11 protein-coding genes and 1 pseudogene are annotated in these 13431 nt (G+C 75.0%); 8 read left to right on the forward strand and 4 right to left on the reverse strand.

Annotated features, from left to right (window positions below; all coding sequences use genetic code 11):
* The first annotated feature begins 113 nt into the window (after positions 1–113).
* The 3 genes from ACIRBX_RS02850 to ACIRBX_RS02860 all read left to right on the forward strand — a co-directional run bounded on the left by ACIRBX_RS02850 (position 114) and on the right by ACIRBX_RS02860 (position 1126).
* Positions 114–284, forward strand: coding sequence for a hypothetical protein (locus tag ACIRBX_RS02850; protein WP_402293352.1), 171 nt, complete (start codon positions 114–116; stop codon positions 282–284).
* Positions 285–381: 97 nt separating this feature from the next.
* Complete coding sequence (locus ACIRBX_RS02855; protein WP_402293353.1) at positions 382–915, forward strand: hypothetical protein; 534 nt, start codon at positions 382–384, stop codon at positions 913–915.
* 70 nt (positions 916–985) lie between these two features.
* Positions 986–1126, forward strand: a complete 141-nt coding sequence (locus ACIRBX_RS02860; protein ID WP_402293354.1) for a hypothetical protein — start codon at positions 986–988, stop codon at positions 1124–1126.
* Between the two features lie 7 nt (positions 1127–1133).
* On the opposite strand, the gene ACIRBX_RS02865 is transcribed toward ACIRBX_RS02860, so the two are convergent.
* The 3 genes and pseudogenes from ACIRBX_RS02865 to ACIRBX_RS02875 all read right to left on the reverse strand — a co-directional run.
* On the reverse strand, positions 1134–2324 hold the full coding sequence (locus tag ACIRBX_RS02865; RefSeq protein WP_402293355.1) for an FAD-dependent monooxygenase: 1191 nt from the start codon (positions 2322–2324) through the stop codon (positions 1134–1136).
* A gap of 92 nt (positions 2325–2416) precedes the next feature.
* The gene (locus ACIRBX_RS02870; RefSeq protein ID WP_402293356.1) at positions 2417–4621 is read right to left on the reverse strand and encodes an MMPL family transporter; all 2205 of its coding nucleotides are present in this window, start codon (positions 4619–4621) and stop codon (positions 2417–2419) included.
* 170 nt (positions 4622–4791) lie between these two features.
* Positions 4792–5193 (reverse strand): annotated as a pseudogene (locus tag ACIRBX_RS02875) (DUF302 domain-containing protein); the annotation flags it as partial.
* A gap of 291 nt (positions 5194–5484) precedes the next feature.
* Here ACIRBX_RS02875 and ACIRBX_RS02880 point away from each other — a divergent pair.
* Complete coding sequence (locus ACIRBX_RS02880) at positions 5485–6696, forward strand: serine hydrolase domain-containing protein (protein WP_402293357.1); 1212 nt, start codon at positions 5485–5487, stop codon at positions 6694–6696.
* 137 nt (positions 6697–6833) lie between these two features.
* Here the strand turns inward: ACIRBX_RS02880 and ACIRBX_RS02885 are convergent, their stop codons facing one another.
* Entirely contained in the window at positions 6834–7838 is a 1005-nt protein-coding gene (locus ACIRBX_RS02885) for a GlxA family transcriptional regulator (protein ID WP_402293358.1), read from the reverse strand.
* Between the two features lie 71 nt (positions 7839–7909).
* On the opposite strand from ACIRBX_RS02885, the gene ACIRBX_RS02890 reads away from it, so the two are divergent.
* The 4 genes from ACIRBX_RS02890 (at position 7910) to ACIRBX_RS02905 (ending at position 13423) form a co-directional block, all read left to right on the forward strand.
* On the forward strand, positions 7910–9124 hold the full coding sequence (locus ACIRBX_RS02890; RefSeq protein ID WP_402293359.1) for an MFS transporter: 1215 nt from the start codon (positions 7910–7912) through the stop codon (positions 9122–9124).
* A 67-nt stretch (positions 9125–9191) separates the two neighbouring features.
* Entirely contained in the window at positions 9192–9944 is a 753-nt protein-coding gene (locus ACIRBX_RS02895; RefSeq protein ID WP_402293360.1) for a hypothetical protein, read from the forward strand.
* Positions 9945–10157: 213 nt separating this feature from the next.
* On the forward strand, positions 10158–11828 hold the full coding sequence (locus ACIRBX_RS02900; protein WP_402293361.1) for an acyclic terpene utilization AtuA family protein: 1671 nt from the start codon (positions 10158–10160) through the stop codon (positions 11826–11828).
* Positions 11825–13423 (forward strand): acyl-CoA carboxylase subunit beta, encoded by a 1599-nt coding sequence (locus tag ACIRBX_RS02905; RefSeq protein WP_402293362.1) that lies wholly within the window; start codon positions 11825–11827, stop codon positions 13421–13423. Before ACIRBX_RS02900 ends, ACIRBX_RS02905 begins: the two co-directional genes overlap by 4 nt.
* The last annotated feature ends 8 nt before the right edge of the window (positions 13424–13431 follow it).

Genomic DNA, 13431 nt, shown 5'->3' on the forward strand with positions numbered 1-13431 from the left:
CGACTCCCTTGTACCGCGCGGCACTTGCCACCTGCCGGGCGAAGCCCGCCGCCGCCTTCGATACCCATGGGGGTATAGTGGGCGGTACGGTCCCCCACCCGAGGAGCTCTCCCATGTGCCGACGCACCACCTGCCGCAGCTGCGGCAAGGCCACCCACGCGGGCTGCGGGCTGCACGTCGAACAGGTGCTGGCCGGCATCCCCGAGGCCGCCCGCTGCGACTGCGGCCCGGCCGCCCGCAAGGGTCTGCTCGCCCGGCTGTTCGGCCGCCCGGCCGGTCGCTGAGCCCGCCGCCCGCAGGCCGGGGGAACCTCCGGCCCGGCTCGCGCGTCCCTCCGGTCGTACGCCGGGCGGTCCCGGTGGACGACCATGGGGGTGGGGAATGGACCCGGACATCCGCCGGGCACTGACGCGCGCGCTCGGCATCCTGGGCGCGGCGCTCGCGCTCTGCGCGCTCGGCATCTGGGGCACCGTCAGGTCCGTGGACGGCTTCGCCCACGCGGCGGGCTTCACCGGCACGGCGGGCCGCTTCGTCGCCGCCTCCTGCGAGTACTCCACCTCCGAACCGACCCTGGTCACCTCCTGCCGGGGCGTCTTCCACCCGGACGGCGACGCGGCCTCCGTCCCGGAAGCCCGCGTCGACAGCGCGGCGGAGCTGAACCGCGAGGTCCCCGTCCGCTGCGAAGGTGCGGCCTGCCACCGGGTCTCCTCCACCATCGCCGTCACCTGGGCAGCCGCCGGGTTCGCCGCCCTGGCCGCCCTCGCGCTCGGCTGCCGGCTCCTGCTCGGCCTGGCCCGGGTCGTCCTACGCCCCCGCCTCCCCGAGCAGCTGGCCACCGGAGCCGCCGTCACCCTGGCCCTCTGCGCCCTGCTCTCCCTGGTCGCCGCCCTGGTCACCTCGATCGTCAGCGACTGACGGACCGCCAGGCCTCCGGGGCGACGGGAAATGCCGGGTCCGCCGACGGCTCCGCTGCCGGACCGCCCGGATGCCGCCACCCGAACCGAGCGCATCCGACGACCGGCGCGAGGTCGAGCGCCTCGCCCACGACCTCGTCACCGAGGCGTCGGCCGAGCAGCCGATCTCCTACGGCCCCGCGCCACGGCCCCTCCGGCGCCTGCGCCGCTGACCCGCTGTCAGGCGCCCGGCGCCGGGAGCGGGGTGTGCCAGTCCAGCAGGCGCAGCAGCGCCTCGTCGGGCCGGCCCACCGAGCGTGCCGAGTCCTGCGGCGGCCCACCGCCCTGCGAGGCGCTGCCGGCCGGCGGACGACTGGCGGTCAGCCGGGCGCTGGTGGCCGTGTTCTGCTCGGCCCGGGGGCGGCGGTGGTACTCGTAGCGGCTCAGCGCCTCCTCGGCCGACGGTGCGTCGCGGAGTGCCTTGGCCAGCACCAGCGCATCCTCCAGCGCCATCGAGGCGCCCTGCCCGGTGGCCGGGGAGGCGGCGTGCGCGGCGTCCCCGATCAGCACCACCCGGCCGCGGTGCCAGCGGTCGCCCGCGCGCAGGTGGAGCGCGTTGGTCACCATCAGCTCCTCGCCGGTGCCCGCGACGATGTCGGCGCACGGGGTCCGGTCCGGCCGCAGCAGCGGCTCCAGCCACGCCCGCCACCCGGCGGCCGTGGTCGCCGCCCGCTCCTCACGGCCGACCGGAGGGCCCGGCACCCGGGCGAACCAGAAGGTCCGCCCGGCCGGCGAGACCAGGTAGCCGAAGGCCACCTGGCTGCCGCGCACCATGGTGATCAGGTCCGGGCCCGCGACCGGCGGCGGGGTGGCCGTGCTGTAGCCGTAGAACACCCGCTGGCCCGCGTACTCCGGCCCGGGGCCGTCCGGGTCGACGTACCCCCGCACCGTCGAGTGCAGGCCGTCCGCCCCGACCAGCAGGTCTCCCTCGGCGCTGGTGCCGTCCGCGAAGTGCGCGGTGACCCCGTCCTCCGACTCGGTGAGGCCGGTGAGCCGGGCCGCGTGCCGCAGCTCGATGCCGCACCGCCGGACCTCCGCCTGGAGCACCTCACCGAGTTCGGCCCGCCGCAGGCAGCGGTAGCGGGCCAACGGCTCCTCGGCCTCCCCCAGCGGCACCGAGGCCAGCTCGGCCCCGGCCTCGTCGAGCACGTTCATCGTGGTGACGTCGAAGCCCGCGCCGGCCACCGCCCGGGCCGCGTCGAAGCCGGCCAGCGCACGCATCCCGTTGCTCGCCAGCGTCATGAACGCGCCGATGTCGGCACCGGTCTGCGGGTGCGCCTCGTACACCACCGGCCGGTGCCCGGCCTTCCGGAGCGCCAACGCCGCCGCCGTACCGGCGATCCCGCCCCCGACCACCACGATCCGCGCCATCCCGCCCGCTCCCTCGTCGTGTGCTTCGCGTACCGTGCCATCCTGACACGCTCACGCCAGCTCCGGTGTGACGGCACCACCCTGACGGCCCGTCAGCCGTGCGAGAAGGTGACCTTCGGCAGGAGACGGTCCAGCCACCGCGGGGTGTGCCAGGCGGCCCGGCCGGTCAGCCGGAGCAGCACCGGCAGCAGCACCAGCCGCACCAGTGCCGCGTCCAGCAGGACGGCCGTGCCGAGCACGATGCCCATCTCCTTGGGCGGCAGCGGCCCGGAGAGCGCGAAGGTGAAGAACACCGCGACCATCACCCCCGCCGCCGCGAACACCACCCGCCCGGAGTGGGCCAGCGCGCCGACCATCGCCCGGCGCGGGTCCCCGGTGCGCTCGTACTGCTCCTTGGCGGCTGCGAGCAGGAAGACGGTGTAGTCCATCGCGATGGCGAAGATCATCGCGAAGAAGAACACCGGCGCCCAGCCGTCCAGGAAGCCCTGCGAGGTGAAGCCCAGCAGCCCGGCCCCGTGGCCGTCCTGGAACACCAGCCGGGCCACCCCGAAGGCCGCGCCGGTCGAGAGCAGGCTGACCAGCGTGCCGAGTGCGGAGATCAGCGGGGCCCGCAGGGCGACCAGCAGGAGCAGGAAGCCGAGCAGCAGCACCGCGCCGATCACCAGGGGGGTCTTGGCCGTCAGCAGCGCCTGGAGGTCGAGGTTCTCCACCGCCGCACCACCGACCAGCACCCCGTCCGGCAGCCCGGCGCGCAGCTCCCGCACGGTCCGCTCCAGCTCCGGGCTGGACGGATCGACGGAGGGGACGGCCTGGATGAGCGTCAGGCCCGAACCGTCGGCGGCCGGCTGACCGGGCATCACCCCCGCGATCCCCGGCGCCGCCGCCAGCTGCCCGGCGACCGTCTCCGCCTGCCCTGCCGGGGCGACCACTTGGAGGGCACCCGGGGCGCCGGGCCCGAACGCCCGCTGCACGACGGCGTACCCGGCCCGGGCGTCGGCCTCGGCGGGCAGCACGGCGATCGAGGGCATCGCGGTGCGCAGGCCGACCACCGGAGCGGCCAGTGCCAGCAGCGCCACCAGGGCGACCGCGCCGTAGCGGACGGGATGCCGCCAGAGGCGCTCGCCCCAGGCCGCGAAGCGCGGCGAACCGTCCGCCGGTGCCCGGACGGTCCGCCGCCGCCGGGGGAGCGCGAGGGCGTCCACCCGGTGGCCGAGGCGGCCGAGCACGGCGGGCAGCAGGGTGAGGGTGGCGGCCAGCACGAACAGCACCGCCAGCATGATGCCGCCGGCCATCGACCGGACGGCCGGCGAGGGCACCAGCAGCACCGCCGAGAGGCTGACCAGGACGGTCCCACCGGAGAGCAGCACGGCCTTGCCCGCCGTGTCCATGGTCTCCGCCACCGCCCCGGCACTCCCCTCGCGCCCGGCGTCCGCACCGGCCCGGGCCGCGCGTGCGGCCCGGGCGGCCCGGTAGCGGACCACCAGGAAGAGGGCGTAGTCGATGCCGAGCGCGAGGGCGAACATCATGGCGAAGTTCATCGCCCAGATCGAGACCGGGAAGAGCCGGCTCACCAGCACCAGCGAACCGGCCGACGCCACCAGCCCGGCCAGGGTCAGCAGCAGGGGCAGCCCGGCAGCGACCAGCGAACCGAAGGCCAGCACCAGGATGGCCAGGGTGACCGGCCAGGACATCACCTCGGAGCGCAGCATCGCGTCGTGGTTCGCCTCGTTGAAGTCGCTCCACAGCACGGACGCCCCGGTGGCGTGCACCGCCACGCCGTCGCCGGAGAGCGCGGCGAGCGACCCCTTGAGGTCGTCGGCCGCCCGCACCATGTCATCCGGCGAGGCCGCGGCCCCTGCCAGCAGCACGGCGGTACGGCCGTCCTGACCGACCGTCACCCCCGGCTGCGGCGGCACCACCACCGACACCCGGGGATCCGCGGCGGCCAGCTCCCCGGCGCGCTCGATCACCTGCCGGACGGCCGGGTCGGTGACCGGCCGGTCGGCGCTGACCACGATCTGCAGCGCGGAGGACGCCCGGCCGCCGAAGTGCCGCTGCGCGAGCTCGCGCACCTGCACCGACTCGGAGCCGTCCGCCTGCCAGCCCGCGCCGGAGAGCGCGGTGGTCACCTGCGGGGCGAAGGCCCCGAGCCCGGCGACCACCACCAGCCACCCGACCAGCACCGCCTTGACGTGCGCGACCGACCAGAGGCCGAGGCGGCCCAACAGGCCAGGGCGGTCGGGTGGTTCGTCCACCGCCGGGACGGATGGGGCGGCGAGGGCTGCTGGGTGGTTCACGGGGGTCTCCCTATACGGGTGGGGGTATATGGCAGGGCCGAAGGAGGGCCCGCCTCGGCGGGCCCCTTCATGACGGACGATCAGAGCCCGGAAGGCCCTCCGGGCTCGGCGGGCTGGGCCGGCTGGGCGGGCTCGGCGAGAGCGGCCGGCCCGTTGGGGACTGCGGGCTCGATGAGGGCAGCGAGGGCGGCTCGCAGTCGCCCGGCCGCCTCGTCCGCGACGGGCGCCAGCTCCGGGCGGCCGGTGAAGCCGACCATCAGCTGCGGATCGGCGGCCTCGACCAGCGTCCGCCCGCCCTCCGTCCGCACCACCACGTTGCACGGCAGCAGCAGCCCGATCCTCCGGTCCACCGCGAGGGCGCGGTGCGCGAGCGACGGGTTGCAGGCGCCCAGGACGAGGTACTCCTCCATCTCCCCGGCCTGCTCGCCGAGCTTGGCCCGCAGCGTGGCCCGGAGGTCGATCTCGGTCAGCACGCCGAAGCCCTGCTCCGCCAGCGACTCGCGCACCCGCGCGACCACCTCGGCGTACGGGGCCTCCACCGCGACGCCCAGACCGTCACCTTGCTCCACCATCGCCATGTCGACTCCTCTCTCCATACCCCAGGGGGTATCCATCCGGTCAGCCGAAGGCCCACGCCCTCGGCGCGCACTGCCGCCCTCGCCGCCATCGGGAGAGCGGACGTCGAACCTCGCCTTCCCGTTCACCATACCCCAGGGGGTATCCCCACCAGCGGCTCCCGCGTCGCCCAGGCTCCGTACGGGTGGACTCGCCGGACCTCACGCTGGGCCGGTCGGCCCGCACCCGGCTGCGGTGTGAGCGTGGGCGGACCAGGTCCTCCTCCCAGAATCGAGGCCGTCCCGCCCATGCGACGCACCCCCGCCCGCAGACTCGCCGCCGCCCTGCTCACCCTCTCCGCCCTGATCCCGGTGACCCTCGCCGCCCCGCCCGCCCAGGCCGAGCTCCGGCCCACCGCGCAGCACGCGACCACCACCGACGCGCACACCCGTTGGGGCGAGGAGCTCGACCCGGCCCTGGCCGCGCGCCTGGACGAGGCGATCGAACGGGTCCGCCAGGAGACCGGCACCCCCGGCGTCGTCGCCGGGCTCTGGCTGCCCGGTCGCGGCGAGTACGTCCGGACCTTCGGGGTGGCCGACCGGCAGACCGGCGAGCCGATGGACACCTCGATGCACTTCCGGATCGGCAGCGAGACCAAGACCTTCACCGTCACCGCGTTGCTGGAGCTGGTCGACCAGGGCCTGGTGGACCTGGACGCGCCGATCTCCACCTACCTGGAGGGCGTGCCCTGCGGCGACGAGGTGACCATCCGTCAGATGGCCGAGATGCGCAGCGGCCTGTTCTCCTACACCTTCGACGACGACTTCGTCCACGACCTGCTGAGTGACCCCGAACGCCCCTTCACCCCGCAGGAGTTGCTCGGCTACGCGTTCAAGCACGACAACGTCTTCCCCCCCGGGACGCAGTTCCAGTACTCCAACACCAACACGGTGCTGCTCGGCCTGGTGGTCGAGAAGCTCGGTGGCATGCCGCTGGCGGACTTCATCCACGAGCACGTCACCGGCCCGGCCGGCCTGGAGCGCACCTTCCTCCCGGTCGGCGCCGAGCTCCCCGCCCCCTACCCGCACGGCTACACCGACCAGACCCTCAGCGGGCAGATCGAGGACTCCACCCACTGGAACCCCAGCTGGGGCTGGGCCGCCGGGGCGATGATCTCCGACCTCTGCGACCTCCGGCGCTGGGCCAAGGTGGTCGCCACCGGCGAACTGCTCTCCCCCGCCACCCAGGCACAGCGCGAGAAGTTCCTCCCCGTCCCCAACCTGGACGACGGCGGCTACGGCCTCGGCCTGTTCGCCACCCACGGCTGGGTCGGCCACGACGGCTCGCTGCCCGGCTACGAGAGCGTCACCATGTACCTCCCTGAGGCCGACGCCACCCTGGTCGTCCTGCTCAACACCGACGTCCTGCACGAAGGCCACGAACCGAGCGGCCTGTTCGCCAAGGCCATCACCGAGATCGCCACGCCGGGGCACGTCTACACGCTGCCCAGCAAGCCCTGACCGACCGCCGCAGTCCCGGCCCGCTCCCCGCCCGGCCCGCTCGCCGCCCCAGGAGCCGGGCCGGGCACGGACGTTCAGGGGCGCACACTCACTCCTCGGGGTGCGCCGCCCGGCAGTCCGGTCGGGGTGACGCCGCGTCAGCGTCTCGCACCGGCACCCGGGCCCGCTCCCGAGCCGGCGTGGCTCCCGGCCGCCGCCCGGAAGGCACGGCGGTACGCGGCCGGAGTGGTGCGCAGCGCCTCGTGGAAGCGGCGCCGCAGGTTGACCGCCGAGGAGAGGCCGACCCGGTGGGCGATGGTCTCCACCGGAAGGTCGGTCTCCTCCAACAGGGCCCGGGTGGCGGCGAGTCGGCGGTCCAGCAACCAGCGGCCGGGGCTGAGGCCGAGCTGCTCGGTGAAGCGCCGGGTCAGCGTCCGGGCCGAGACCTGCGCGTGCGCGGCCATCTCCGCCACGCTGACCGGCTGGTCCAGCCGCCCGCCGAGCCAGTCCAGCAGTGGCGCCAGCGAGTCGGCCACCGGCCCCTCGCTCGGCAGCTCCGCGTACTGCAGCTGGCAGCCCTCCCGGTGCGGTGGCATCACCAACTGCCGTGCCGTGCGCAGTGCGTGGGCCGCCCCGTGGTCGGTCCGCACCAGGTGCAGGCAGAGGTCGACGGCCGCCGCCGCGCCCGCGCTGGTGGCCACGTCCCCGTGGTCCACGTACAGCACCGCCGGATCGACCCGCACCCGGGGATGACGGACCGCCAGCTCCGCCGCCCTGGCCCAGTGGGTGGCCGACCGGCGGCCGTCCAGCAGTCCGGCGGCGGCCGGCACGAAGGCCCCCGAGCAGAGACCGACGATCCGCGCACCGCGCGCGTGCGCCCGCCGCACCGCCTCGACCACCGCCCCCGAAACCTCCGCGTCCCCGCCCCAGCCGGGCACCAGCACCGTGTCCGCCCGCTCCAGGGCGGCCAGCCCGGCGGTCGCCAGCAGCTCGTAGCCCGCTCCGGTGCGCACCGCCCCCGGCTGCTCCGCGCAGACCTCGAACGCGTAGCGCTCGCCGCTCCCGCCGAAGACCTCCGAGGCACAGCCCAGCAGGAAGGCGGACTGCGGCGGGCGGAGCAGGGCCACCACCCGGTGCGGCGCGGCCGTCGGCGTGTGCGTCATGGCGCGAAAGTACCCCATCATGTCGTTCCGGACACTGGGGTGATCACCGGCTGCGGGCCAGGATCGAGCCCGTGACCACCGCACAGCTGACTGCGCCCACCGCCGGACTTCCCCTCTGGGACCGGCGGTTCACCCTCTACTTCACCGCCCGGGCGGTCTCCCTGCTCGGCGACGCGATGATGCCGGTGGCCGCCGCCCTGGCGGTCGGCGCGCTGTACGGGGTGTCCGGGGTGGGCGCCGTGCTCGGCGCCTGGACGGGGACCTTCGTGCTGCTGGTGCTGTTCGGCGGGGTGCTCTCCGACCGCTTCGGCGCGCGGCGGATGATGGTCGGCGCGGATGTGGTCCGGGTCGGCACCCAGGGCGTGCTGGCCGCCGCCTTCCTCGCCGGGCCGCCGCCGTTCTGGCTGCTGGTCGCGATGGCCTCGCTGGCCGGCGCGGCGGTGGCGATGTTCCTCCCCGGGGTCAACGGCATGGTGCCGCTGGTGACCTCCGACCCGCACCGGGCGAACGCCACCCTCAAGGTCGCCGACGCCCTCGCCCACCTGCTCGGCCCGGCCCTGGCCGGCCTGCTGATCGCGCTCACCAACCCCGGCACCGTCTACGCGATCGACGCCGCCACCTTCCTGCTCAGCGCCCTCTGCCTGGCCCTGCTCCGCCTCCCCGCCCCGGCTCCCTCTCCCTCCCCCGCCCTGCTGCGCGAACTACGCCAGGGGTGGCGGGAGTTCCGCGAGCGGCGGTGGATGTGGTCGGTCATCCTGGTCTGGCTGTTCTACGGCGTCCTGCTGTTCGGCCCGCTCGTCCCGCTCAGCTCCCTGCTGATCGGCACCCGCCTGGGGCCCGACGCGTACGGCCTCGCGGTCTCCTCCCTCGGCCTGGGCACGGTGCTCGGCGGCCTGCTCGCCCTGCGCCTGCGCCCGGCCCGCCCGCTGGCCGCCGGGGCCGCCGTCCTCCCCCTCTACGCCCTGCTCCCCCTCGGCACCGCCCTCACCACCTCCCTCCCCCTGCTGCTCGCCGCCCACGTCCTCGGCGGCGCCGCCCTCGCCTTCTGGTCCGTCATGTGGGCCACCAGCGTCCAGACCCACACCCCGCCCGCCGTCCTCAACCGCGTCACCGCCTACGAACTCGCCGGCTCCATCTCCGGCATGACCCTCGGTCAGCTGCTGGCCGGCCCCGCCACCCGCCTCGCGGCCCCGGAGCACCTGCTCCTGCTCTCGGCCGCCACCTGCCTCGTCGGCTGCGCCGCCCTCCTCGCCGTCCCGTCCGTCCGCCGCCTCCGCCGCTCCTGAGGTGCCGCGCCGCTCCGGCGGCGGAAATCCGCCTGTCCTTCCGGTGATGCCCCGTCATACTCCTCGGATGGACGACCACCTCGCCGAGCAGGCCCGCCGTTGGCTCGCCGGATGCGGCGTCACCGAAACCCCGGACGGCTGGCTGGACGCCGAGGAGCCGTCCGAGCTGCTGACGGCCAATCAGGTGGCACACTCCCGGGCCGCCGCCGTGTTCAGCGACGACGGCCTCGACCAGGCCGGCCGCTTGGCGGTCGCCTTCGGCCTGCTGGACCTCCTGGACGACTACTGGGTGACCTGTGAGATCCGCTTCGCCCACCAGGGCGCCGGGGGTCCGCTGCCCACCGACGCCTTGTGGGCCGGCTACCGGCGGCGGCTGGAGGCGGACCGCGACCCGGAGCCCGTGACCTACTCCCTCTGGGTCGCCTGGTTCGAGGACCGCACCACCTCCGCCAACGCCTTCGCCGAGGTGCTCGGCAACGACCTCGCCCGCATCGTGACCGCCCCGTCCGCCCCCCTGCTCCGCCGCGCCGCCCGTGTCCTGGCCTGCTCCGGCCCGGTGCCGTGGGCCGTCAAGCAGCCCGCCTACGCCACCGCCCTCCGGTGTGCCGGCCTGCACGAGCCCCTCTTCCAAGGCCTGTTGACCAGCTACCACGACGTCTACGGCAGCCTGGAGCCCGCCCCGGCCCTCGCCCTGCTGGACCGCCTCGCCCTCCCGCCGGACACCCCGCACCTCCACGCACTCCGCACCGTCCTCACCGCAGGCCACCGTCACCACCACACCACCCCCGACGCCTGGGCGGCAGCCGCCCGCTCGGCCTGAGTCAGCGCTCCGCGGCCCACCGGGGCGGGAGGGCCGACGGCCTCCGGTGGCCGGGGCGCCGGTCCTAACACACGGCACCACCGGAGCCGCGCCCGCCCATCGCGCCCGCTTCCGTCCGGGGACCGCAGCAAAACAAGCAGGCATGCTTGATTTGTGTCTGAGGGCCTGTCAGGCTGCTGCGCGTCGGGCGGGGCCAGCCGAAGGGGTGCTCGGGTGCTGCGGATCGGGAACGCGTCGGGGTTCTACGGGGACCGCTTCACGGCGATGCGGGAGATGCTGACCGGCGGGCCGCTGGACGTGCTCACCGGGGACTACCTGGCCGAGCTGACCATGCTGATCCTGGCCCGGGACCGACTCAAGGACCCCGGGCTGGGCTACGCCCGGACCTTCCTGCGGCAGTGGGAGGAGTGCCTCGGCGAGGCCACCGACCGGAACGTGCGGATCGTGGTGAACGCGGGCGGCCTCAACCCCGGCCGGCTCGCCGAGGCCGTCCACGAGTCGGCCGCGAAGCAGGGCATCCCGCTCGCGGTCGGCGTGGTCGAGGGCGATGACCTGCTCGGCCGCCCGGATCTGCCGCCCGGGCTGCTGGCGGCCAACGCCTACCTGGGCGGGCGCGGCATCGCCGAGTGCCTGCGGGCCGGCGCCCAGCTGGTGGTGACCGGGCGGGTGACGGACGCGGCGCTGGTCTCGGGGCCGGCCCAGGCCCACTTCGGTTGGGGCGAGGGCGAGGTGGACGCACTGGCGGGGGCGGTGGTGGCCGGGCACGTGCTGGAGTGCGGGGCGCAGGCCACCGGCGGCAACTACGCCTTCTTCGGGGAGCACGACGTCACCCACCCGGGCTTCCCTATCGCCGAGCTGCACGCCGACGGCACCAGCATGATCACCAAGCACCCCGGCACCGGCGGCGCCGTCACCACCGGCACCGTCACCGCCCAGCTGCTGTACGAGACTTCGGGCGCCCGCTACGCCGGGCCGGATGTCACGGCCCGGCTGGACAGCGTCCGGCTCAGCCAGGACGGGCCGGACCGGGTGCGGATCGAGGGGGTCCGGGGCGAGGCCCCGCCGCCCACCCTCAAGGTGGGGCTCAACCGGCTCGGCGGCTGGCGGAACGAGGTGGTGTTCGTCCTCACCGGCCTGGACATCGAGCGGAAGGCGGACCTGGTCCGCCGTCAACTCGCGCCGCAGATCGGCGACATCGACGCCCGGTGGACGCTCGCCCGGACCGACCACCCGGACGCCGGCACCGAGGAGACCGCCTCCGCGCTGCTCCGCGTCACGGTCCGCAGCGAGGACCAGCACGCCGTCGGCCGGGCCTTCACCGCAGCCGCCGTCGAGCTCGGCCTCTCCGGCTACCCGGGCTTCCACGTCACCGCCCCGCCCGGCCCGGCCACCCCGTACGGCGTCTTCGAGTCCGTCCACCTGGACGCGGCGACGATCCCGCACACCGCCGTGCTCCCCGACGGCACCCGCCGGTCCGTGCCGCACCCCGGGACCACCCGGGCCCTGGAGCCGGCCGCCGTACCGCCGCTGCCACCGCCGCCACCGCCCGGCCCCACCCGCCGCGCACCGCTCGGCCTCGCCTTCGGCGCCCGCAGCGGCGACAAGGGCGGTGACGCCAATCTCGGCGTCTGGGCCCGCAGCGAGCCGGGCTGGCGCTGGCTGGCGCACCGCCTCACCGTCGACCGGCTCCGCGAACTCCTCCCGGAGACGGCCGACTTGACCATCCGCCGGCACCTGCTGCCCAACCTCCGCGCGGTCAACTTCGAACTCGTCGGCCTGCTCGGGGCCGGCGTCGCCTCCCAGCACCGCTTCGACCCGCAGGCCAAGGCCCTGGGCGAGTGGCTGCGCGCCCGTCACGTCGACCTTCCCGAGGAGCTGCTGTGACCACGCTGCCCACCCGCCTGGACCCGTCCTCCCCGGAGTACGCCGAGCACCGCGCCGCGATGCTCGGCAAGCTGGCCGAGCTGGACGCCGAGCACGCCAAGGCACTGGCCGGCGGCGGGCCCAAGTACCTGGAACGGCACCGGAGTCGGGGCAAGCTGCCGGCCCGCGAGCGGATCGAGCTGCTGCTCGACCCCGGTGCGCCGTTCCTGGAGCTGTCACCGCTGGCCGCCTGGGGCAGCGACCACCCGGTGGGGGCGGCGCTGGTCACCGGGATCGGGGTGATCGAGGGCACCGAGTGCGTGATCACCGCCAACGACCCGACCGTGCGCGGCGGGGCGAGCAATCCGTGGACCCTGCGCAAGGCACTGCGCGCCAACGAGATCGCGCTCGCCAACCGCCTCCCGGTGGTCAACCTGGTGGAGTCCGGCGGGGCCGACCTGCCCAGCCAGAAGGAGATCTTCATCCCGGGCGGCGCGCTCTTCCGCGACCTCACCCGGCTCTCGGCCGCCGGCATCCCCACCGTGGCGGTGGTGTTCGGCAACTCCACGGCGGGAGGCGCCTACGTCCCCGGGATGTCCGACCACACCGTGCTGGTCCGCGACCGGGCCAAGGTCTTCCTCGGCGGACCGCCGCTGGTGAAGATGGCCACCGGCGAGGAGTCCGACGACGAATCGCTCGGCGGCGCCGAGATGCACGCCCGCACCTCCGGGCTGGCCGACCACCTGGCCGAGGACGAGCACGACGCGCTGCGCACCGCCCGCCGGATCGTCCGCCGTCTGCGGTGGACGAAGGCCGGCCCAGGGCCGGACCTCGCCGCACGGCCGCCGAAGTACGCCGAGGAGGAGCTGCTCGGGCTGGTGCCCGCCGACCTCAAGGTGCCGTTCGACCCGCGCGAGGTGATCGCCCGGATCGTGGACGGCTCGGACTTCGACGAGTTCAAGCCGCTGTACGGGCCGAGCCTGGTCACCGGCTGGGCCGAGCTGCACGGGTACCCGGTCGGCGTGCTGGCCAACGCGCAGGGCGTGCTGTTCAGCGCGGAGTCCCAGAAGGCCGCCCAGTTCATCCAGTTGGCGAACCAGCGGGACATCCCGCTGGTCTTCCTGCACAACACCACCGGCTACATGGTGGGCCGGGCGTACGAGCAGGGCGGCATCATCAAGCACGGCGCGATGATGATCAACGCGGTCTCCAACAGCAAGGTCCCGCACCTCTCCGTCCTGGTCGGCGCCTCCTACGGGGCCGGGCACTACGGCATGTGCGGGCGGGCGTACGAGCCGCGCTTCCTGTTCGCCTGGCCGAGCGCCAAGTCCGCGGTGATGGGCCCCCAGCAGCTGGCCGGGGTGCTGTCGATCGTGGCCCGCCAGTCGGCGGCGGCCAAGGGGCAGCCGTACGACGAGGACGCCGACGCGGCGATCCGGGCCATGGTGGAGCAGCAGATCGAGGCCGAGTCGCTGCCGGTCTTCCTCTCCGGCCGGCTCTACGACGACGGGGTGATCGACCCCCGGGACACCCGCACCGTGCTCGGCATCTGCCTCTCCGCGATCCACAGCGCACCGGTCGAGGGCGCGCGGGGGTACGGCGTCTTCCGGATGTAGACCGGGGC

It is taken from the genome of Kitasatospora sp. NPDC096147 (genome assembly GCF_044763225.1).
GTDB lineage: Bacteria > Actinomycetota > Actinomycetes > Streptomycetales > Streptomycetaceae > Kitasatospora.

Bases quoted from the DNA above. Each gene is read 5' to 3' on its own strand.
- ACIRBX_RS02880 (WP_402293357.1), top strand. From the start codon at position 5,485: ATGCGACGCACCCCCGCCCGCAGACTCGCCGCCGCCCTGCTCACCCTC.
- ACIRBX_RS02860 (WP_402293354.1), top strand. From the start codon at position 986: ATGCCGCCACCCGAACCGAGCGCATCCGACGACCGGCGCGAGGTCGAG.
- ACIRBX_RS02855 (WP_402293353.1), top strand. From the start codon at position 382: ATGGACCCGGACATCCGCCGGGCACTGACGCGCGCGCTCGGCATCCTG.
- ACIRBX_RS02895 (WP_402293360.1), top strand. From the start codon at position 9,192: ATGGACGACCACCTCGCCGAGCAGGCCCGCCGTTGGCTCGCCGGATGC.
- ACIRBX_RS02865 (WP_402293355.1), bottom strand. From the start codon at position 2,324: ATGGCGCGGATCGTGGTGGTCGGGGGCGGGATCGCCGGTACGGCGGCG.
- ACIRBX_RS02885 (WP_402293358.1), bottom strand. From the start codon at position 7,838: ATGACGCACACGCCGACGGCCGCGCCGCACCGGGTGGTGGCCCTGCTC.
- ACIRBX_RS02850 (WP_402293352.1), top strand. From the start codon at position 114: ATGTGCCGACGCACCACCTGCCGCAGCTGCGGCAAGGCCACCCACGCG.